At 67.7% G+C, this 20,929-nt stretch carries 13 protein-coding genes, 1 tRNA gene and 2 pseudogenes; 9 read left to right on the top strand and 7 right to left on the bottom strand.

What is annotated here, in order from left to right:
• Positions 1–87: 87 nt before the first annotated feature.
• Positions 88–1,020 carry a patatin-like phospholipase family protein gene (locus tag B0E52_RS16195; protein ID WP_077485513.1) on the bottom strand — a complete coding sequence of 311 codons (933 nt, stop codon included), beginning with the start codon at positions 1,018–1,020 and terminating at the stop codon, positions 88–90.
• Between the two features lie 163 nt (positions 1,021–1,183).
• Between B0E52_RS16195 and B0E52_RS16190 the strand changes: the two genes are divergently transcribed.
• Together B0E52_RS16190 and B0E52_RS16185 are read left to right on the top strand one after the other, a co-directional pair.
• The gene (locus B0E52_RS16190; RefSeq protein WP_077485512.1) at positions 1,184–2,953 is read left to right on the top strand and encodes an SLC13 family permease; all 1,770 of its coding nucleotides are present in this window, start codon (positions 1,184–1,186) and stop codon (positions 2,951–2,953) included.
• Positions 2,954–3,141: 188 nt separating this feature from the next.
• Positions 3,142–3,489, top strand: coding sequence for a hypothetical protein (locus B0E52_RS16185; RefSeq protein ID WP_077485510.1), 348 nt, complete (start codon positions 3,142–3,144; stop codon positions 3,487–3,489).
• 194 nt (positions 3,490–3,683) lie between these two features.
• On the opposite strand, the gene gnd is transcribed toward B0E52_RS16185, so the two are convergent.
• Together gnd and B0E52_RS16175 are read right to left on the bottom strand one after the other, a co-directional pair.
• On the bottom strand, positions 3,684–4,595 hold the full coding sequence (gene gnd / locus B0E52_RS16180) for a phosphogluconate dehydrogenase (NAD(+)-dependent, decarboxylating) (protein ID WP_077485531.1): 912 nt from the start codon (positions 4,593–4,595) through the stop codon (positions 3,684–3,686).
• A gap of 56 nt (positions 4,596–4,651) precedes the next feature.
• The gene (locus B0E52_RS16175) at positions 4,652–5,977 is read right to left on the bottom strand and encodes a glucoamylase family protein (protein ID WP_077485509.1); all 1,326 of its coding nucleotides are present in this window, start codon (positions 5,975–5,977) and stop codon (positions 4,652–4,654) included.
• Between the two features lie 77 nt (positions 5,978–6,054).
• Here B0E52_RS16175 and B0E52_RS16170 point away from each other — a divergent pair, with 77 nt between their 5' ends.
• Positions 6,055–9,918 carry a glycosyl transferase family 36 gene (locus B0E52_RS16170; protein WP_254426842.1) on the top strand — a complete coding sequence of 1,288 codons (3,864 nt, stop codon included), beginning with the start codon at positions 6,055–6,057 and terminating at the stop codon, positions 9,916–9,918.
• 63 nt (positions 9,919–9,981) lie between these two features.
• On the opposite strand, the gene B0E52_RS16165 is transcribed toward B0E52_RS16170, so the two are convergent.
• Entirely contained in the window at positions 9,982–10,878 is an 897-nt protein-coding gene (locus tag B0E52_RS16165; RefSeq protein ID WP_077485505.1) for a lipid A biosynthesis acyltransferase, read from the bottom strand.
• Positions 10,879–10,967: 89 nt separating this feature from the next.
• Here B0E52_RS16165 and dtd point away from each other — a divergent pair, with 89 nt between their 5' ends.
• From dtd to B0E52_RS18655, 4 genes and pseudogenes are all read left to right on the top strand, one after another.
• A complete protein-coding gene (gene dtd, locus B0E52_RS16160; RefSeq protein WP_077485504.1) occupies positions 10,968–11,408 on the top strand; it encodes a D-aminoacyl-tRNA deacylase in 441 nt (146 codons plus the stop codon).
• A 146-nt stretch (positions 11,409–11,554) separates the two neighbouring features.
• Complete coding sequence (gene rpoD / locus B0E52_RS16155; protein WP_077485502.1) at positions 11,555–13,426, top strand: RNA polymerase sigma factor RpoD; 1,872 nt, start codon at positions 11,555–11,557, stop codon at positions 13,424–13,426.
• Positions 13,427–13,671: 245 nt separating this feature from the next.
• Positions 13,672–14,238, top strand: a complete 567-nt coding sequence (locus B0E52_RS18660; RefSeq protein ID WP_217316708.1) for a cytochrome b/b6 domain-containing protein — start codon at positions 13,672–13,674, stop codon at positions 14,236–14,238.
• Positions 14,235–14,910: pseudogene (locus B0E52_RS18655) on the top strand (VIT family protein); the annotation flags it as partial. The gene B0E52_RS18660 and the pseudogene B0E52_RS18655, both read left to right, overlap by 4 nt.
• Before the next feature lie 194 nt (positions 14,911–15,104).
• Here B0E52_RS18655 and B0E52_RS16140 read toward each other — a convergent pair.
• Entirely contained in the window at positions 15,105–15,476 is a 372-nt protein-coding gene (locus tag B0E52_RS16140) for a nuclear transport factor 2 family protein (protein WP_077485500.1), read from the bottom strand.
• A gap of 123 nt (positions 15,477–15,599) precedes the next feature.
• On the opposite strand from B0E52_RS16140, the gene B0E52_RS16135 reads away from it, so the two are divergent.
• Positions 15,600–15,675 (top strand) — tRNA-Ile (locus B0E52_RS16135).
• Between the two features lie 480 nt (positions 15,676–16,155).
• Here the strand turns inward: B0E52_RS16135 and B0E52_RS18745 are convergent.
• Positions 16,156–16,308 (bottom strand): annotated as a pseudogene (locus B0E52_RS18745) (ATP-binding protein); the annotation flags it as partial.
• A gap of 398 nt (positions 16,309–16,706) precedes the next feature.
• On the opposite strand from B0E52_RS18745, the gene B0E52_RS16125 reads away from it, so the two are divergent.
• The gene (locus B0E52_RS16125) at positions 16,707–19,823 is read left to right on the top strand and encodes a TonB-dependent receptor (RefSeq protein WP_168174210.1); all 3,117 of its coding nucleotides are present in this window, start codon (positions 16,707–16,709) and stop codon (positions 19,821–19,823) included.
• 223 nt (positions 19,824–20,046) lie between these two features.
• Here the strand turns inward: B0E52_RS16125 and B0E52_RS16120 are convergent, their stop codons facing one another.
• Entirely contained in the window at positions 20,047–20,853 is an 807-nt protein-coding gene (locus tag B0E52_RS16120) for an alpha/beta hydrolase (RefSeq protein WP_254426841.1), read from the bottom strand.
• Between the last annotated feature and the right edge of the window lie 76 nt (positions 20,854–20,929).

The raw sequence follows: 20,929 nt of genomic DNA, 5'->3' as shown, positions 1-20,929 counted from the left end.
GCGCACCCTGTGCGCGAAAGCTCTGGCGTTGATCGAAGCAAAAGCATTCGCGCACAGGGTGCGCTCCCGCGGGCGATCCGCGCCGGGTCACGTCAACGGCGTGGCGCCACGCGGCCAGTGCGCCAGCGCCTCGCGCGCCTGCAGCCGGCCCAGTTCGATCAGTTCGCGGGCGCGGTAGAACTCGTAGGGGCTGGCCATGTTGCGCGGCAGCTGGATCAGCAGGTCCGGCTCGTAGGCGGCGAGGCGCAGTCGCGCCATGTTCGCCTGCATCAAGTCCATCGCCTGGGTGAGCAGTTCGAGCGCGCCGGGCTCGCGCGGCACGTCGCCGTTGCCGCCGTGCGGCATCAGCCGGCCGATGAAGGCGCCGATGCGGTGACGGTAGCCGGGCGCGTCGTCGGTTTCCTCGCCGGCGGCCGGCGGCGCGGGTCCGGTGGCCGCGCCGTCCAGGCTCACCGCGATCAGGTAGTCCGCCGGCTCGCGGATCAGCGGCGTCACCGGCACCGGGTTGAGCAGGGCGCCGTCCACCAGCCGGCGGCCGTCGAGGTGATGCGGACGGAACACGGTGGGAATCGCGATCGAGGCGCGGAGCGCGTCGAACAGTGGGCCGCGCGACAGCCACACCTCGCGCCCACGGTCGATATCCACCGCCACCGCGGTGAACGCCAGCGGCAGCTCCTCGATCAGCGCGTCGCCGATCAGCCCGCGCAGCGTGCCGATGATCTTCTCGCCCTTGATCAAGCCACCGCCGGAGAACGTCCAGTCCACCAGCCGCAGCACGTCGAGCTTCGCCAGCGCGCCGACCCAGTCGCGGTAGACGTCGAGCTTGCCGGTGGCGTGGATGCCGCCGATCAGCGCGCCCATCGAGCTGCCGGCGATCGCGGTGATGCGGTAACCCTGCGCCTCCAGCTCCTCGATCACGCCGATGTGCGCCAGCCCCTTGGCGCCGCCCGAACCCAGCGCCAGCGCCACGGTGGGCTGGCGACGCGTGCCGGCGGCTTCGAGGGAAAGCGGCGTGTTCATCCGCGCATTCTGCCCCGGATCGGGGTGAATGCACCGTGCGCGGTTTGCGCCGGCGCCACCGTCGCGTAGCATGCGGCTTGCATGCCGCGACCGGCGCGAGGGTGAGACCGATGCAGACAGTACGCGGGGCGTCGTCGCCGACCGCGCCAGCCGGGGCCGCCGCATGAGCTGGCAGGCCTGGGCGGTGGTCGCCGTGATCGCGGTGGCGATGGCGCTGTTCGCGAGCGAGAAGCTGCGCATCGATCTGGTGGCGTTGCTGGTGCTGGCCGCGCTGGTGGTGCTGGGCATCGTCAGCCCCAGCGAGGCGCTGTCAGGTTTCAGCAACGAGGCCACGGTGACGGTGGCGGCGATGTTCGCGCTCTCCATCGGCATCGAGCGCTCCGGCGTGCTGGAGCCGCTGAGCCGGCTGTTGATGCGCATCCGCAAGCCCTGGCTGCTCACGCTCACCCTGATGCTGGCGATCGCGCCGCTGGGGGCATTCGTGAAGAACATTGCCCTGGTCGCCACCTTCCTGCCGCTGGCGTTGCGCGTGTGCCAGCGCACCGGCACCTCGCCGGCGCGGGTGCTGATGCCGATGGCCTACGCCGCGCAGATGGGGGGCGTGTGCACCCTGATTGGCACCTCCTCCAACCTGCTTACCGATTCGTTGGCGCAGAAGCTGGGGCTGCCCGCGTTCGGCGTGTTCGAGTTCACCGGCATGGGCGCGATCCTCGCCGTGGTCGGCATGCTCTACCTGATGCTGGTGGGGCGCTGGCTGTTGCCGCGCCATATCGACGCCGACGAGATCGAGGAAGTGGAGATCGGCAAGTACGTCACCGAGCTGGCGCTCACCGAGTCTTCGCCGCTGCTGGGCAAGAGCATCGGCGAGGCGCAGCTGGGCGAGCGCTACGGCGTGTATCCGCTGGAGCTGCTGCGCGGCGAGCGGCGCATGTGGTCGCCGCGTTCGCAGCAGATGGAGGAAGGCGACGTGCTGCTGGTGCGCGGCGACTGGGAGAAGATCGAGGAATTCCAGCGTCGAGCCCATCTGCACAACGTGCCGGAAAGCCGTTACGTGCGCGATCCCGACCATCCGCGCGTGCTGGCCGAGATCATGGTGGCGCCGGCCAGCCTCGCCGAAGGCCGCCGGCTGGCCGAGACCGACCTCGGCCGCCGCCCCGACGCGGTGGTGCTGGCGATCCACCGCCGCGGCCAGGTGCTGCGCGACAAGCTCAGCGATGTCAGCCTCGCGGTGGGCGACGTGCTGCTGGTGCTGGTGGACGAGGGCAGCATGCCGCAGCTACGCGGCGACGACGCCTTCATCGTGCTCAGCGAGCGCGACGACGCGCGGCGCATGTCGCGCAAGGCCATCGTGGCCGCGGCGATCATGGCCAGCGTGGTGGTGGTCTCCGGCCTGCGCTGGCTGCCGATTCCGGTGGCGGCGATCTGCGGCGCGGCGGCGATGGCGCTCACCGGCTGCTTCGGCCGCAAGGACGTCTACGAGGGCATGGACTGGAAGATCATCATCCTGCTCGGCGCGATCCTGCCGCTGGGCACCGCGATCGAGAAGACCGGCTTGTCGCAGGAAGTGGTGCAGGCGGGCCTCCATCTGATCGGCAACCATGGCCCGCTGGCCGCGCTCGTGATGGTGTATCTGCTTACCGCCCTGCTCACCGAGCTGATGGGCCACAACCCCTCGGTGGTGCTGATGGTCGGCATCGCCGCCAGCGTGGCCCACGCCATGCACGCCGACCCGCGCCCGTTCGTGGTGGCGGTGGCCTTCGCCGCCGCCACCTCGTTCGCCACTCCGGTGGGTTATCCCACCAACACCATGGTGTATTACGCCGGCGGCTACCGCTTCACCGACTTCATGAAGGTGGGCATCCCGCTGATCGCGCTGTTCTGCACGCTGTCGATGTGGCTGATCCCGAAGTTCTGGCCGTTTTATCCGGGGTGATGGTGGGCAAGTGGTCATCGCGGCGTGCGTCAGAAAATCTTGCGAAATCCGCGGTTGGGGACTGCGGCTTACGGCCGTTCGTGGAACGAGCCATGCGCCAACGTTCTTGATTCGATCATGACAATCGACGTGTAGAATCACCTCGGCACCCGTGCCGTCTTTCATGATTCAAGGTCAAGGAGATCTGCATGAAACAGAACCGCTCGCTCGTCGCGCTTTCGTTGCTGATCCTGTCCGGATGGGGCGTCGCTGCCTATGCGCAGGCTCCCGTTGCTGCGGCACATTCCGCACAGAACGTGCAAGCAACCAGCCAGTTGAGTTTCCCCAGCTTCCAGAGCCTGGATACGCATCATCGCGGTTACCTCAACCGTAGCGATATTCCCGATAACGTTGCGTCGCTGCGGCCGTTGCGCATGCATTTCAAGGACTACGCCACCCTGATTTCGGGAAGGCTGTCTCCATACAATTACAACAATTACATTCTGAACCAGACGGGCAACAAGAACCGGGTATTTGCCCGCACCGCGCGGCATTGACGATCGCTTCATCCGCATCAGCCGTGCGCCTTTGCCTCATGCAGGCAAGCACGTGATGCCACACGGCTTCAGCAGACCCGGCGCGAACCGGGCTTGCTGGTGCGAAAGCCGCCAAGGGGACGGGGCGAATTCGATGGTGAAGCCAGCCGCCCGAATCATGGGTGGCTGGCTTGGCTGCACTATGCCATCGCGACCTACTTCGCCTCGCTCTTGATCGCATGCCCGCCGAACTCGTTGCGCATCGCCGCGAGCAGCTTGTCGGAGAACGAATCGGTGTCGCGCGAGCGCAGGCGCTCGATCAGCGAGGCGGTGATGATGGGAGCGGGCACGTCGAGGTCGATCGCCTCGTCCACGGTCCAGCGGCCTTCGCCGGAATCGACCACGTAGGGAGCGACGCCGTCCATCGTGGGGTTCTTGCCCAGCGCGTCGGTGGTGAGGTCGAGCAGCCAGGAGCGCACCACGCTGCCGTAGCGCCAGATCTCGCCGACCTGGTGCAGGTCGAGGCCGAATTCCTTCTTATGGCCGAGGATCGAGAACCCCTCGGCGTAGGCCTGCATCAGGCCGTATTCGATGCCGTTGTGGACCATCTTGGTGAAGTGGCCGGAGCCCACCGGGCCGACGCGGCCCCAGCCCTGGTTCGCGGCGGGCGCCAGCGTCTCGAAGATGGGCTTGAGCGCGGCTACGGTTTTTTCGTCGCCGCCCACCATCATGCTGTAGCCCTCCTTGAGGCCCCAGACGCCGCCACTGGTGCCGCAGTCCACGTAGCCCAGGCCGTGCTCGGCGTACAACGCTGCGCGGCGCAGCGTGTCCTTGTAATTGGAATTGCCGCCGTCGATCACGGTGTCGCCCTTGGCCAGCAGCGGCAGCAGCGCGTTGACGGTATCGTCGGTGACCTTGCCCGCGGGCACCATCAGCCACAGCACGCGCGGCGCGGGCAGCGCCTGGACCAGCGCCGCCAGCGAGTCGGCGCCGGCGATGCCCTTGGCCGCCACCGCCTTGCGCGCGTCGGCGCTGGGGTCGAACCCGGTGACCTTGTGGCCGCCCTGCACCAGTCGCTCCGCCATGTAGGCGCCCATCTTGCCCAGTCCGACCATGCCCAGTTCCATCGCATTGCTCCGCTTGATTGAAAGGTTGCCGACGGCGCGACGCGCCGCCATGAGATTCAGGACCGCTTGCCGTGCGTGTCCAGCCAGCCGCCGCTGAAGCCGGCGGCACGCAGACCGTCCACGATATACCGGCAGCCGCGCAAGAGCTTCCACAGCAGGCCGCTGCGCTGGTTCTCGATCATCAGCAGGATCGGTCCGGTGTTGATGCCGAAGAAGTACGGCGAGATCCAGCCGCAGGCGGTGTCGCCGCCCCAGCTGGGGTTGAAGCTGGCCTCGAAGCCGTAGGGATGGCGGTCGTGCAGCGCCAGCGTGTGGATGAAGTGGTGCAGCGTGGGCAGCACGATCTCCGGCGCGAACGGCAGCGAGGCCGCCACCGCCCACGGCGACAGCGTGCCGTCGTCGATGCCCCACGGCGCGCCGCGACCCGCGTAGCCGTAGAACTGGCGTTCGACGCCGTCGATCCGGCGGGTGGTTTCGCCGGGGCCGTCGCTGGCGGTGATGCCCCAGCACTCGGCCGCGTAGCCCTTGAGGCCCAGCGGGTTGTCGATCGCGTAGCGCTGTTGCACCAGGCTGGCGCGGCGGCTGTTCTCGAAGTAGTCGATGCCCTTGCCGCGCGTGAAGGCGTCCTGGATGCCGCGAAAGTCGATCCACACGTGAGACAGCTGGTGGGTGAACAGCGGCCCGCAGTACAGGAAGTCGAGGTCGTAGGCATGCTTCCACTCGTAGGTGGAAGCCCAGGCGGCGAACGCGGCGGGCGGCAGCGCGTGCGTGGGCGAGCCCAGCGCCAGCGTGTACAGCAGCAAGCCCTCGTCGTAGCCCTGCCAGCGGTGCGGGATGAAACCGCTCTCCGGTCGCCAGCCGTGGCCGATGGTGCCGTCCGCGGCCTGCGCCCAGGCCCAGTCGGCGCGGCGGTACAGCAGGTCGGCCAGTTCGCGGATCTCGCGCTGCTCCGGCGTGTCGGCACGGAAGTACGCCGCCGCGGTGAGCATGCCGGCGAACAGGAAGGCGCTGTCCACGGTGGACAGCTCGCACTGCCACGCGCGCTTGCCGGTCTTGATGTCGAGGAAGTGGTAGTAGAAGCCGCGATGGCCGGTGGCGTCGGGCGCCTCGCCCTGCACGCCGTCGCGGAAGAAGCGCAGCGTGGCCAGGGTGCGCGCGATCGCGGTTTGTTCGTTGAGCAGGCCGCGCTCCACCGCCACCGGGTACGCGGTGAGCGCCATGCCGGTGGCGGCGATGCTGGCGGGCCAGTCGGGCGCGGTCTTGTCCGCCACCAGGCCGTTGTGCGGATTCGTCTCGTACTGGAAATACGCCCAGGCCTTGTTCTGCAGATGCTGCAGCTGCGGGCCGGATTCCAGCGGAGGGTGCGGAGTGATGGTGGGCATGCGCGGACGTGGTGGAATGTTCGTCGATCAGCGTGCCGCCCGCGCTGCATTGACGCCGTGAATGCGCACGGCCCCGCATGCTCGACGCTTCCCCGCCTGAAATCCCGCCGATGATCGCCGCCACGCCGCGACACTGTCTGCTTTCCAACGGCCGCAGCACCGTGATGCTCGACCGCCACGGCGCCGGCTTCAGCCGCTGGCTCGACCTCGTGGTGACGCGCTGGCGCGAGGATCCGGTGGTCGACGGTTGGGGCAGCTGGCTGCTGCTGCACGACGAAGACAGCGGCGAAATATGGTCGCCCACGCGGCAGCCGCTCGGTCACGACGCGCCCGACGACGCCATGCAGTTCGAGCCCGGCCGCGCCACGTTCCGGCGCCGCCACCACAGCCTGCACAGCACGCTGGAGGTCGCGGTGGCCGCCGATGCGGACGTGGAGCTGCGCCGGCTCACGTTGAGCAACCACGGCGACCGCGTGCGGCGTCTCTCGATCACCAGCTACGCCGAACTGGTGCTGGGTCCGGCGGGCGCGGACGACGCGCATCCCGCGTTCTCCAAGATGTTCGTGCGGACCGAATGGGACGCCGCAAGCGACCTGCTGCTGGGCACGCGTCGCAAGCGTTCGAACGACGAGGCCACGATCTGGGCCGCGCAGGCGTTGCGCATCCCTGGGGGCGAAGCCGGCGTGCCGGAGTTCGAGACCGACCGCATGGCCTTCCTCGGCCGCGGCCGCACGCTGCGCCATGCGCAGGCGCTGCTGCAGCCGGGCACCGCGCTGGGTGGCGTCACGGGCTGTGTGCTCGACCCGGTGTTCGCGCAGCGCCGTCATTTCGTGCTGGCGCCGGACAGCGAGGTCGCCGTGCTGCTGTGGACGCGGCTGGCCGACAGCCGCGACGGCGTGCTGGCGCTCGCCGCGCAGGTGGGTGCTGCGGACGCTGCCGCGCGACTGTTCGACGGCGCCGCGCAGCAGGCGCAGGCGCGCTTGCGCGAGTTCGGCATCGACGTTGCGGAGGCCGACCGCGCCGCGCACTGGCTGGATGCGCTGCTGCTCAGCGATGCCGCGCAACGCGCCGCACCGGAGGCCATCGCGCAAGGCCGCGGCGGCGCGCCCACGCTGTGGGCCGCGGGTATTTCCGGCGATCGCCCGATCGCGCTGCTGCGGTTGCACGGCGAAGCCGATCTGCCGCGCGTGCAGGAGCTGCTGCGTGCGCAGCAACTGTGGCGCGCGCAACGTTTCGCGATGGACGTGGTGCTGCTCGATGCAGGCAGCGCCGCGGTGCAGACCGCGCTCGCTCCGCTGGTGCAGGCACAGCAGGCGCAACTGAAAGCCGACGAGAACTTGCCCAAGGCCGAACTGTTCGCGCTGCAGGAAGGCGCGATCGGCGCCGAACTGCGCGACGGCCTGCTGAGCGTGGCGCGCGTGGTGCTGGATGGCGAAGCGGCGCCCCATCGCGTGGCCGCCCCGGCCCGCGCGGTGCCTGCGCCGGTGTTGCGCGCCACCGTGGCGGCACGCGACGCCACCGCTCCTGCGGCGCCGGAATACTCGAACGGCCTGGGTGGCTTCGTGGACCAGGGCCGCGCCTATCGCATCGAGCTCGCCGCGGGCCGCTGCACGCCGCAGCCCTGGGTGAACGTGCTCGCGAATCCCGCGTTCGGCTTCCTCGTTTCGGCCGAGGGCGGCGGCTACGCATGGTCGATCAACAGCCAGCAGAACCCGCTGACGCCCTGGCCGAACGACCCGGTAAGCGACAGCCCGCACGAGGTGCTGTACCTGCGCGACGCGGACAACGGTGCGCTGTGGAGCGCCACCGCGCTGCCGATCCGCGTGGCCGGTGCCAAGTACGTGGCCACCCATGGCAAGGGCTGGAGCCGCTTCGAGACGGACGCCCACGGCATCGCGCTGGAGCTCGTGCAATGCGTGCCGGTGGACGACTCGCTGAAGCTGGCGCGGCTGCGGCTGGTCAATCGCTCCACGCGCACACGACGGCTCTCGCTGACCGCCTACGTGGAGTGGGCCTTGGGCCCGAACGGCTCCGTGCCCGCGCCCTTCGTGCAGACCGCGCCCGACGAGAAAACCGGCGCGCTGTTCGCACGCAATCGCTGGCGGCCGGATTTCGGCGAGCGTGTGGCCTTCGCCGACCTCGGTGGCGCCCAGCAATCGATGAGCGGCGACCGCGCGGCCTTCCTCGGCCCGCTGGGCGCGCTGGATCGTCCGGCTGCGTTGCATGACGATGCGCCGCTGCCCGACCGCTTCGGCGCGGGGCTCGATCCTTGCGGCGCGCTGCAGTTGCGCATCGAGCTGCCGCCGCATACCGAACTCGAACTGCGCTGGCTGCTGGGTGATGCCGCCGACGAGGCCGGTGCACAGGCGCTGGTGGCGAAATACCGCGCGATCGACCTCGACGCCGTGCTGGCCGCGATCGCCGCGCAGTGGAGCGGCCTGCTCGACGCGGTGCAGGTGCGCACGCCCGACCGCGCGCTGGACCTCATGCTCAACGACTGGCTGCTCTACCAAGTGGCCGGCTGCCGGCTGTGGGCGCGCACCGCCTACTACCAGGCCAGCGGCGCCTGGGGTTTCCGCGATCAGCTGCAGGACGTGATGGCGCTGTGCGTGAGCCGCCCCGACTTGGCGCGCGAACACCTGCTGCGTGCGGCCGGCCGCCAGTTCGCCGAGGGCGACGTGCAGCACTGGTGGCTGCCGCCGAACGGGCAGGGCATCCGCACCCGCATCAGCGACGACCGCGTGTGGCTGGCGCACGTGGCCGCGCACTACGTCGAGGTCAGCGGCGATGCCAAGGTGCTGGATGAGGCGTTGCCCTTTCTCACCGGGCAGGCCATTGCCGATGGCGCCACCGACGCCTATTTCCAGCCCGGCAGTTCGAACGACAAGGCCAGCCTGCACGAGCATTGCGCCCGTGCGCTGGACAGCGCGCTCACCCGCGGGGAGCACGGCCTGCCGCTGATGGGCACCGGCGACTGGAACGACGGCATGAACGCCGTGGGTGCGGGCGGCCGCGGCGAAAGCAGCTGGATGGGTTGGTTCCTGATACGCAGCATCGAAGCCTATGCGCCCTTGGCCGAAAGCCGCGGCGAGATCGCCCGCGCGAGGGCCTGGCGCGAGTACGCCACGGCCATGCGCGCGGCGTTGGAACAGGCCTGGGACGGCGCGTGGTACCGCCGCGGCTATTACGACGACGGTGCGCCGCTGGGCACGCAAACCAGCGACGCCTGCCGCATCGACACCATCGCGCAATCGTGGAGCGTGCTGGCGGGCGCCGCCGATGCGGCGCACGCGGCGCAGGCGATGGCGTCGAACGAGCGCGAGCTGGTCGACCGCGAACACCGGCTCTCGCGCCTGTTCACGCCGCCGTTCGATCAGGGCAATGCGGAGAATCCGGGCTACATCAAGGGCTACCCGGCCGGTGTGCGCGAGAATGGCGGCCAGTACACCCACGGCGCGGTGTGGTCGATCTTCGCCTGGGCCGCGTTGGGCGACGGCGACCGCGCCGGCGAGTTGTTCGGGTTCTTCAACCCGATCCGTCACAGCAATGATGCAGACGCGGCGGCGCGTTACAAGGTCGAGCCCTACGTCTCTTGCGCCGATGTGTACTCGGTGGGCGCGCTGGCCGGCCGCGGCGGCTGGACCTGGTACACCGGTTCGGCCGCGTGGCTGTACCGCGCGGGGCTGGAAGCCATCCTTGGTTTCCGCAAGCAGGGCGACGCGTTGGGCATCGACCCCTGCATACCGAAAGCATGGCCCGGCTTCGAGCTCGACTACCGGCACCGCGGCCGCACCCGCTACACGATCCGCGTGGAAAACCCGCATGGCGTTTGCCGTGGTGTGGCGACACTGGAGCTGGACGGCCAATCGCTGCCCGCCGGCGAGCCCGTCGCGCTGCTCGATGACGGCGCCGCGCACGTCGTGCGCGTGGTGCTGGGCTGACGCGTCGAAAACCCGAGTGTCTTTGCAGGAGCGCACCCCCGGATTCGATCCGGGGGTGCGCGCCTACGCGTGGTTCTCGGTGTCGTACGGGCTGGGCCGGTCGTGGGCCGACCAACGCTTGTACTGCCACTGGTACTGGGCGAAGGCCAGTTCCACGCAGACTTCCACGCCACGATTGAGCGCAGTGCAGGCCACGCCGAGATCGGCGTCGGTCAAGCCATCCGGCGCGGGCAGGATGTGGATGCGGTAGCCGGCGCCCTGCGGCAGCCGTTCGGCGAAGGCGTACAGCACGGTGGCACCGGTGCGCGCGGCGAGGCGCGGCAGCAGCACCATGGTCAGCGCGTCGCGGCCGAAGAACGGCGCGAATTCGCCTTCGCCGGCGCGCGGCTTCTGGTCGGGCAGGATGCCCACCGTGCCGCCGGCAGCCAGCCGCTTGTACAGCGTGCGCACGCCCGCGCCCTCGGCGCGCACCTGCTCCGGCGCCAGCGCGCCGCGTACCTTGCGCAGCAGGCCTTCCACCGCGGCGATGCGCGGCGGGCGGTACAGGATCGCCATCGGCGTCTTGCGGCACAGCCAGTAATTCAGCAGTTCCCAGCAGCCCAGGTGGGGCGCGGCGATGATCACGCCCTTGCCCGCGGCCAGCGCCGCGTCGAACAGCGCCTCGCCGCGCACCTCGCGCACCAGCTGCAGCGCGCTTTCGGCACCGCCGCCCCAGATCTTCACGATCTCGGTGGCCGACTTGCCGCTCTCGGCCAGCGCCTCGCGCAGCAGTGCGGCGCGTGCGGCCTTGTCCAGCCCGGGCCGGGCGATCGCCAGGTTCACCGCCACGTGGTGCGCGGTGCGGGTGCGCCGCCACAGCGCGAGGCGACCCAGCAGCGCGCCGGCGGCCTGCAGCGTGCGCAGCGGCAGCAGCGCGAGCAGGCGCAGCAGCAGGTAAAGGAGGTACATGTAGACACGCATCGGCGCAGTGTACGGGATCGTCATGCGACCACCTTCCACCGGCCGTGCGGCGCGCTTATGCTGCGCACTTCGCCTGCCGCCGAGTCGCCATGATCGCCTTGATCCAGCGTGTGCTCTCCGCCCGTGTCGAGGTCGCAGGCGAGGCCGTGGGAGCGATCGGTCCCGGCTTGCTGGCCCTGGTGGCGGTGGAACCGCACGACGGCGAGCCGCAGGCGCGGCGCATGCTGGAACGCCTGCTCGGCTACCGGGTGTTTTCCGACGCCGCCGGCAAGATGAACCGCTCGCTCGCCGACACCGGCGGCGGCCTGCTGCTGGTGAGCCAGTTCACGCTGGCCGCCGACACCCGTTCCGGCATGCGCCCCAGCTTCACCGGCGCGGCGCCGCCCGAGCATGGCCGGCGCTGGTTCGAACGGCTGCTGGAACTGGCCCGTGCCGCGCATCCGGCAGTGGAAACCGGGCGCTTCGGCGCCCATATGGTGGTGAGTCTGGTCAACGACGGGCCGGTGACGTTCCGGCTCGACACGGGCTGAACGGCCGGCGCGGGAGTTGTCATGCAAACCCGCGATATGGCGCGATTTTTGCTGTCAGTTCCGGCGAAATTTCCACCTTGAAAACTGGTCAAAAAAGCAACACATCGCTATAATGTCCGGTTCTTGAACCCTGCGGCGGTCGGTGAATGAACAACAAAGTCCACGAGCAACAGTCCGAAATCAAGGCGCTGATCGCCAAGGGCCTTGAGCAGGGTTACCTCACCTACGCCGAGATCAACGATCACCTGCCCGACGACATCGTCGACGCGGAGCAGATCGAGGACATCATGGCGGTGCTCAAGGGCGTCGGCATCGAGGTGCACGATGCCGCGCCGGACGCCGACCCGCTGGCCGACAACGCGCCCGGCGCGACCGGCGACGACGAGGCCGCCGCCGAGGAAGCCGTCGCCCTGCTCTCCGCCGTGGACGCCGAGGTGGGCCGCACCACCGACCCGGTGCGCATGTACATGCGCGAGATGGGCACGGTCGAGCTGCTCACCCGCGAGGGCGAGATCGCGATCGCCAAGCGCATCGAGGAAGGCCTGGCCCAGGTGCAGCAGGCACTGGCCAGCTTCCCGCTGACCATCGAGCTGTTGCTGGAAGAGTACGACCAGCACCTGGACGGCAAGCGTCGCCTGTCCGAGATCCTCGCCGGCTTCCTCGACCTGGAAGCCGCCGCCGACGCCGCGCGCATCGAGGCCGAGGAGGCCGCCGCCGCCGCCGCCGAGAACGGTGAGGAGGGCGAGGGCGACGAGGAAGACGAGGAGGCCGATTCCGAGGACGAGGAGGCCGTGGCCAGCGGCCCCGATCCGGAGGAGGTCAAGCGCCGCATGGAACTGCTGCGCGACCATTACGCCAAGTTCCAGAAGGCGGCCCCCAAGGCCACCAGCATCACCGACAAGAAGATCGTCAAGCTGCGCGACCAGATGGCCGAGGAGTTCCTCAAGCTCAAGCTGCCCAGCGCGCTGATCGACGGCTTCGTGCGCAAGCTGCGCGAGGTGGTGGGCGACATCCGCCACCACGAGCGCGTGCTGATGGACATCTTCGTCAAGCACGTGAAGATGCCCAAGGCCGAGTTCCTGAAGGCCTTTCCCAGCAACGAGGGCAATGTCGAGTGGGCCGCCGAGCTGGGCCGCAAGCGCCAGAAGTGGTCGCCCAACGTCAAGACCCACCGCGAGGCGATCGACGCCGAGCAGGAGAAGCTGGCCGCGATCGAACAGAAGCTGTTCCTGCCGCTCACCGACATCAAGGAAATCAATCGAGCCATGGCCAGTGGCGAGGCCAAGGCTCGCCGCGCCAAGAAGGAAATGGTCGAGGCGAACCTGCGCCTGGTGATCTCGATTGCCAAGAAGTACACCAACCGCGGCCTGCAGTTCCTCGACCTGATCCAGGAAGGCAACATCGGCCTGATGAAGGCGGTGGACAAGTTCGAATACCGCCGCGGCTACAAGTTCTCGACCTACGCCACGTGGTGGATCCGCCAGGCGATCACCCGTTCGATCGCCGACCAGGCGCGCACCATCCGCATCCCGGTGCACATGATCGAGACGATCAACAAGCTCAACCGCATTTCCCGCCAGATGCTCCAGCAGTACGGCCGCGAGGCCACGCCGGAGGAGCTGGCCAAGGAAATGGACATGCCCGAGGACAAGATCCGCAAGGTGCTGAAGATCGCGAAGGAACCGATCTCCATGGAAACCCCGATCGGCGACGACGAGGATTCCCACCTCGGCGACTTCATCGAGGACAGCAACGCCTCCTCGCCGATCGACTCGGCCACCGAGACCGGCCTGATGGAAACCGTGCGCGACGTGCTCGCCGGCCTCACCCCGCGCGAGGCCAAGGTGCTGCGCATGCGCTTCGGCATCGACATGAACACCGACCACACGCTGGAAGAAGTCGGCAAGCAGTTCGACGTCACCCGCGAGCGCATCCGCCAGATCGAGGCCAAGGCGCTGCGCAAGCTGCGCCACCCCAGCCGCTCCGAACAGCTGCGCTCGTTCCTCGACGTGGATTGACAGCTACCCGCAACATAGCCTTCAACGGCCGCGCAAGCGGCCGTTGTCGCATGCGACTGCCGATTCTGCTCCGGGACGCGGCGCTTGCGGCTCAGAAATGCCACAGTTTCCGCAGCTAGCATGCGTGCTCCGCCCGGCCTTGCGGTCTGCCGGCGGCTTGCCGGCATCACCGGACCGGTTTTGCCGTACCTGCCCCGGATGCCGCAAGACCAGTTGTGCCAGTGAATCAACGAGCGCGCAGGCCCATGATGCAGACGTCATCCACCGTTGCCGCGCGAGCTGCGGCGATCCGCTACGACCGCACTACCATCGTCCTGCACTGGCTCACCGCGCTGCTGGTGCTCGTGCTTTTTGTGCTGGCCATGCTCTGGGACTTTCTGCCCCGCGCCACGCGCACGCAGATGCATTCCCTGCACATCTCGCTGGGCATCGTGCTCGCCGCGGTGTTGTTGCTGCGGCTGGCGTGGCGCGCCACCCGCGGCAGGCGGTTGCCGATGGCTGCGGAGGGGCTGCAAGGCAAGGCGGCCACGGCGATGCACTACCTGCTCTACCTGCTGCTGGCAGTGCAGGTGATCCTCGGTTTCGCCTGGCGCTGGGCGCAGGCCGAAACCTTCCAGTTCTTCGGGCTGTTCCCGCTGCGCTTCGCCACCGTCAGGAACGGACCGCTGGCGCACAGCTTCGGCGACCTGCACGACATTGTCGGCTGGACCATCGTGATTCTGGCTGGCCTGCATGCCACGGTTGCGCTGGTCCATCACTACGTCCTCAAGGACGGCATCCTGAAGCGGATGACGGGCGGCGGCGGGACGTGAGCCGCCTGCGCCGCGAGTCGCATCGGGCGAGCCGGGCACGCTGGTTGCGTGCGGCGGTGCTGGGCGCCAACGACGGCATCATTTCCACCGCCAGCCTGGTGCTCGGCATGGCTGCTGCCGCATCGGGCAGGCACGCCGTGCTGCTCGCCGGCGTGGCGGGCTGGATCGCCGGCGCCATGTCCATGGCGACGGGCGAGTAGGTGTCGGTGAGCTCGCAGTCGGACACCGGGCATGCCGACGTGGCGCGCGAGCGCCGCGAGTGGCGGAAGGCCCGGAGTCGGAGGCGAAGGAGCTGGCCCAGATCTACGCCGCGCGTGGATTGACGACGGAGCGGGCGCGGCAGGTGGCGGAACAGCTCATGGCCCACGATACCCTCAGCGCTCATGCGCGGGACGAACCGGGCATTTCCGAGTTCACGGCCGCACGCCCGGTGCAGGCCGCGTTCACCTCGGCGGCGACCTTCCCCGTCGGCGCCGCTGCGCCACGGCCGCTGGTGCTGGCGGCACCGGATTCCCGACTGGTGCCGGCGGTGGCGACGGGTTCAATCCTGTGCCTCGCGCTGCTCGGGTGGCCGGTGCCACGACCGGCGGCGCCAAGGCATTGAAACCGGCGATGCGTGTCGTGCCGTGGGGCGCCTTGGCCATGGCGTTGACCGCTGGCATCGGTGTGCTGGCCGGAAAGGTCATGCAGGGAAGGTCGGCCGGCAGCGGCTGCCGGGGCACCCAAGGCCAGGGTGTTGCGCACACGGCACCACCCGGGCCCCGCCCGGCAGCTGGGCTCCTTCCCCGAGGTGGAAGGATCGCGCGACGCAAGACAGGGCAACGACGACGGCCGCGCAAGCGGCCGTCGTCGCATCCGGCCGGCGCTCAGCCCATGTCGTAGAAGAACTGCTCGCTCGTCACCTTGCCGTCGCGTACGTGGTACACGGCGATCTCCGCCATCTGCGTGCGGCCGCGGCCCTTGAACGTCACATCCATGGCCATCGCCACGCTGAACCAGTTGCCCGCCACCACCGGATCGCTCACCGTGTTCGCGTGCACCGCCTCCACCATCGCGGCGAACTGGCGACCCTTTTCGTAGATCGCCGCCAGTCCCTTGGCGTCGCCCAGCGCACCCGCCGGCAGGCCCGGCATCTCGATGCTCACCGCGTCCTGCGCAAACAGCTCCCGCTGCGCCTGCTCGTACTCGCCCTTGCGGCACAACTCGACCAATCGCTTCGCCACGGCTTCGGTGTTCATGGGTGGTCTCCACAGGGATGGAGCGGACAGACTATGCCGATTTGCTGACAGCGTGCTGTCAGCAGACGCGATCGTCTCGACGCCCACATTCCCTGCCGCTACCATGCCATGCTCGTTCTCCGTGGGCCTGTAGCACAGCGGTTAGTGCAGGGGACTCATAATCCCTTGGTCGAAGGTTCGAATCCTTCCGGGCCCACCATCTTCTGCAGCCAGTCTTCCAGTGTGCACTTACCCATAACTTGGCCGCACGTTGTGGCGGACCGGCGCGCCAAGAACGGCGGTCAACAGATCAGCTGACCAACTGTGGCCAGGAGTGGACGCCCGCTCACCAGGATTTCGAGAGGAGGCGACGGTTCGCTGTGCTTTGAGCACGCGATCGTTCGCAGTCCTTCAATTGCGCGCGCAGCTGATTGATGATGTAAGCACCCGCTGACCGTCCTGATCCCCGCCGCGGGCTTACCGCCTGCGGTATATAGAAGTCGCGGAGACCCTGGTCGTTGAGCGCCAACAGGCTTCAGCCATAGTTGCGCTTCGGGACCAAATGCCAGCCTCACGCACTCCCGCAGGTTGACGAGGCCGGTACCGGTTCCATCGTTTGCCTGCATCAGGCCCACGCCAATATCGGCAACTCCGGCCCGACAGCGTTCGCCACGTACCTGCACTCGAACGTCGATGCGGCCGCCGCCCATTCGGCGAAGCTGAGGTTGGTGGTGATGGCCAGACTGGTGTGCTGGTAGCGCTTGCCGATGAGATGCAACAGCAAGGCGCCGCCAACCTGCGAGAACGGCAAGTAGCCCAGTTCGTCGAGGATGACCAGGTCGGCCTCGATGAGATGGTATTCCCTGCTGCAACCATAGGAGCGGATGTTCAATCCTTAATAAACATTTATTTTCGTTTCAGGTTGCTTTTAGGTCGAGCGGTTAGAGATGGCGAAAGGTTTCGTGTAATCGAAGTTACCGGGGAGAAAATAGTCGTTGCTGGGCGACCGGAATCTTTGATCGTAGTGTCCCGTTCGAAACAATTCGGACATACCGGGGAAGGGGTTAAATCATGAAAAGCAAACATACCGTCGCATCTGCGATGCAGCCGGTTGTGACGGCATTTTCGTCACGGCTTGTCCCGGTGCCTAAGCTTGCGAATGATCCAGTGCCACCGGGTATGGGTACTCGCACCCAGCCATTCGTACAGCGGCCACTCGCGCGCGCCATATTCATGGTCGTGGCGGGGCTCATGGCCACCACCGCCGCGGCGCACGCCGCAGGCCTCACCGGCGATTCCCCGGTCGCCGCGGCCGCGGGCGGGACGAGCGCTCCGGCTGCCGATTCCGCGCCGCAGACCGCAGCGGCAGGCTCGGTCGCGCCCCCCGTCGAGCAGAAGAAAGTCAAGCGCCTGGAAGCCGTCACGGTCACCGGCAGTCTGATCCAGGTCCACAGCCGCAGCGAAGTTTCTTCCAGCCCGCTGGCGACGATCGGCATCGACCAGATCGCGGCCGCCGGCCAGGTCTCCCTCGACTCGGCAATCGGCCGGATGCCGCAGTTCGCGGCTGCACAGGGCCAGAGCGAGGTCGGCGACGTGCAAGGGGCCACCGGCTTCCAGGGCGGCCAGTCCTACGCCGACCTGCGTGGCCTCGGCGCGGAGCGCACCTTGGTGCTGCTCGACGGGCAGCGCCTGGTGCCGACCAACCCGAACGGCGCGGTAGACCTGAACTTGATTCCCATGGCGCTGCTCGAAGACGTCGATGTGATCACCGGTGGCGCCTCGGCTACGTACGGTTCGGACGCCGTGGCGGGTGTCGTCAACTTCCGCCTGCGTCAGCACTTCCAGGGCATCCAGCTCGCCGCCCAGACCGGGGGGAGCACCCAAGGCGGTGGGCAGGAAAACAGCGCCAGCATCCTTATGGGCAACAACTTCGCGGACAACAAGGGCAACGCGGTCCTCGACGTCGAGTACAACCGGCGCAACGCGATCACCGGTGCGGATCGCTCCTTCTTTTCCGACCCCGTGAACTTCAACCGCGCCGTGCCGCGCGCGCCGGAAGGTATTTTCAGCGCGGGCGAGCTCGGTGGAAATATTCCGATTTCCGCGGTCAACTCCATCCTGGCTGGCTACCCTGGCACGACGCCGATCTCGGGCACCGGCAACTACGGTGGCTACATCGGTCTGAACAGTAACGGCACCCTGTTCACCACGCGCGCCGCGGGCAACTGCGTGCAGAACTACCAAGGGCCGGTGGGCAAGATCCCGGGGCTTGAGATTTCACCGAATTGCTCGACGATCGAGAATTACCTGGGGAAATACTTCTTTGTGCAGGTTCCGTCGCATCGGATCAATCTGTTCTCGAAGGTCACCTACAAATTCGACGAATTCCTCGAGGCATATGCCCAGATCAACTTCATGAGCTCGACCGCCACGGATAACAACGGCCCCGCGTTCGCCGGTCCGGGCAAGTACGTCTACGTGCCGCAGAACAATCCATTCGTGACGGGCAATGCCGCGCTGATGTCCCTGCTCAACGCCCGCACTGCAACGACCGCCGGTGGTTCGCCGAGCACCGGGCCGCTGGAGATGGAAGCCTGGCTGACCGGGCTCGGGCCGCGCATCGAGAGCTTTCGTTACCATAACTACCAGCTGACCACCGGACTCAATGGCTGGTTCGGCTGGTCGAGCTGGAAGTGGAACGCTTTCGCGTCGTACGGCCAGACCAATTTCAACAACGATCAGCAGAACAACGTCAATCTGCCGGCGCTCGAGAATATCTTGTACGGCACGGCGAACTACATTGGTTCCAATGGCAACAACTGTGTCGGTTACGCTTGGAATCCACTCGGTGGCCACCCGATAAGTCCCGGCTGTCTGGCGTACGTCACGGGCACCGCGCATAACAACATGGTGCTCACGCAGGATTACTTCCAGGCCTCCGTGAGCGGGGAACTCGGGGACCTGTGGGCAGGGACTGTGGAGGCCGCATTCGGCGTCGATTACCGCTCTGATAGGTTCAACTACCGGGCCGATTCGTCTCTGAATCCGGCGTTCAACGTGATGCCCTCGCCGATCCCGCCGGACATCATCTCCCCGTCGTACGACCTTATTGGTTCGACGGCCGGCTCGATGGATGTGGGCGAGGCGTTCGGCGAGCTGCGTGTGCCGCTGCTGAGCAACGAGCCGCTTGCGAAGGATCTGTCGCTCGACCTCGGCGAACGTTATTCGCATTACAAGCTGTTCGGCGGCGAAAACACCTGGAAGGTGGGTCTGAGCTGGCAGGTCAACGACGCGTTGATGTTCCGTGGCGGGTTCAACCGGGCGATTCGCGCGCCGAGCCTGCAGGAGCTGTACAACCCGGTCGTGCAGGCGCAAGACAGCATCAATGGCGATCCGTGCGAAGTCGGCAGTCCGCAGCGGAGCGGTTCGAATGCCTCCCAGGTGCAGGCGCTGTGCCAGGCGCAGGGTGTGCCCGCATCGGTGTATCCGTCGTTCACCTACGGTCTCAATTCGGCGAACGGCATCATCACCGGCAACACGGATCTGCAGCCGGAGAAATCCGATACCTACACGTTGGGCTGGGTGCTGACGCCGCGCTTCAATGCGCCGATGGCGCGTGACCTCGGCATGTCCGTTGACTACTACCACACCGCGATCAAGGGCGCGATCGCAGGCGTGACCCTCGATTCGGTCCTGCAGAACTGTTTCAACGCCAACAACTCGAATCCGGGCTACTCCGAGAGCAACCCCTTCTGCCAGCGAATCACGCGTGATCCGACCACCGGAGCCATCACGCTGGGCCGGGAATCCTCGGAGAACATCGGTTCGTATGTCACGACAGGCGTCGACGTCGAAGCGCACTGGGGTTTCCCGTTGCGTGACTTGGGGCTACCCCTCGATGGCAAGGTAAGGCTGCAGACGTTCATCTCCTACGTGCACTCGCTGACGATTTCCGGCGTGCCTGGGATCGCGGCCAGCAACTACGCGGGCTCGGTTGCCGATACCAGTACGGCGCTGGCGGCCGATGGCTCGAGCATCTCTGACCTGTCGCATCCGAGATGGAAGGCCAACACGACGATCGGCTATTCCGTTGGGCCGGTGTCGGCGGCGCTGCACTGGCGCTACATCTCGGCGATGACCGACTTGATGGACGGCGCCGGAAGCGGCGATCCCGGTGTCCCGGCCTACAACTACTTCGACCTGGATGCTCACTGGCAGGCGACCCACAACATCATGCTCACAGCGGGCGTTGCAAATCTGACCGACAAGGTTCCGCCGCGGATCGCGGGCGCACCACTGCTGACGGATGCGGCGACATACGATGTCGTGGGACGCACGTACTTCATCGGCATCAAGGCCAAGCTATGAAGTAAGGCGCATGTCCCGGTTCCGGCTGCGTGTCCACTCGCGCAGTCGGAGCCGAACTGAAGCCGCTCTATGGCAACGCCGAAAAGTCTCACAAACCTGCAACATGGTCCCATACTGACGATCGACGGGATCGACACGATGAAACAGCAGACATTCCGGACGGCGGCGGATCAAGGCGAAGGTTTCGAGCAATATCCGTGTGTTCTTGTATCTGTCGGCCGCTTCAGGCCGCCAACCGCTCCAGCCAATCCTCCAGTTGCAGCAGCACCTGGCTGCGGCCGGGTTCGGCTTCGTTGAACAGCTCGTGGTACAGCGCCGCGAAGTAGCGCGTGGTGAGCTGCCTGGTGCGCGCGGCGGCGGCGGAAAAATCGCGGCTGCCGCCGGCATCGACCAGCGCGTCGTCGCCGGCCACCAGCAGCAGGCTGGGCACTTCGAGGCGAGCGGCGTCGGCAATGCAGCTGGCGCCGGCGCGGAAGATGAAGTCGGCGAGGCGCGGGCTGACGCGGTCGTGGCAGAGCGGGTCGCCGCGGTAGGTGGCCGCCACCTGCGGGTCGTGGCTCAGGCGCTCCAGCTCGAGGCCGTTGCGCAGGCGCAGGTTCGGCGCGAGCCGTGCCAGCGTCGCGGCCAGCCGCCGCAGGCCGGGCGAGGCGTGGCTGCGCAGCGCGGGCGACGAGAGCACCAGCGCCCGCGGCATGATGCGCTCGTCCAGCACGGCGCGCAGGGCGACCAGGCCGCCCATGCTGTGGCCGAGCAGCAGCGGCGCGACGCCGAGCGTGCGCGCGTAGTCGGCATGCACCACGGACAGGTCCGCCAGCAGGTCGTCGGCATGCTGGAGCGCACCACGCGGGCCGGGCGTGCGGCCGTGGCCGCGCTGGTCGTAGCTGCGCGCCGCGTAGCCGTGCGCATTGAACCAGCGCGCGAGGCGCTCGTGGCGCCCGGCGTGCTCGCCCAGGCCGTGCACGATCAGCACGCCGCCGCGCGCCTGCGGCAGCGGCCAGTCGTGCAGGCAGAGCGGTTGGCCGTCGGGCATCGGCAAGCGGCGTCCGGAACCCGGCGCAGTCGCCGTCGCGGAAGCGGAAGTCGATGACGCCAACTGCATGTCTGTT

The sequence above is a fragment of the Rhodanobacter sp. C06 genome (assembly GCF_002001105.1).
GTDB lineage: Bacteria > Pseudomonadota > Gammaproteobacteria > Xanthomonadales > Rhodanobacteraceae > Rhodanobacter_A.
Note: the sequence above shows the minus strand (reverse complement) of the source record. Positions and strands in the feature narration are given on the sequence as shown.

Coding starts and splice junctions, on each gene's coding strand:
- B0E52_RS16140 (WP_077485500.1), bottom strand. CDS start 15,476: ATGAACACCGAAGCCGTGGCGAAGCGATTGGTCGAGTTGTGCCGCAAG.
- B0E52_RS16190 (WP_077485512.1), top strand. CDS start 1,184: ATGAGCTGGCAGGCCTGGGCGGTGGTCGCCGTGATCGCGGTGGCGATG.
- B0E52_RS16175 (WP_077485509.1), bottom strand. CDS start 5,977: ATGCCCACCATCACTCCGCACCCTCCGCTGGAATCCGGCCCGCAGCTG.
- B0E52_RS16195 (WP_077485513.1), bottom strand. CDS start 1,020: ATGAACACGCCGCTTTCCCTCGAAGCCGCCGGCACGCGTCGCCAGCCC.
- B0E52_RS16170 (WP_254426842.1), top strand. CDS start 6,055: ATGCTCGACGCTTCCCCGCCTGAAATCCCGCCGATGATCGCCGCCACG.
- B0E52_RS16165 (WP_077485505.1), bottom strand. CDS start 10,878: ATGCGTGTCTACATGTACCTCCTTTACCTGCTGCTGCGCCTGCTCGCG.
- gnd (WP_077485531.1), bottom strand. CDS start 4,595: ATGGAACTGGGCATGGTCGGACTGGGCAAGATGGGCGCCTACATGGCG.
- B0E52_RS16120 (WP_254426841.1), bottom strand. CDS start 20,853: ATGCCCGACGGCCAACCGCTCTGCCTGCACGACTGGCCGCTGCCGCAG.
- B0E52_RS16125 (WP_168174210.1), top strand. CDS start 16,707: ATGGCCACCACCGCCGCGGCGCACGCCGCAGGCCTCACCGGCGATTCC.
- dtd (WP_077485504.1), top strand. CDS start 10,968: ATGATCGCCTTGATCCAGCGTGTGCTCTCCGCCCGTGTCGAGGTCGCA.
- B0E52_RS18660 (WP_217316708.1), top strand. CDS start 13,672: ATGATGCAGACGTCATCCACCGTTGCCGCGCGAGCTGCGGCGATCCGC.
- rpoD (WP_077485502.1), top strand. CDS start 11,555: ATGAACAACAAAGTCCACGAGCAACAGTCCGAAATCAAGGCGCTGATC.
- B0E52_RS16185 (WP_077485510.1), top strand. CDS start 3,142: ATGAAACAGAACCGCTCGCTCGTCGCGCTTTCGTTGCTGATCCTGTCC.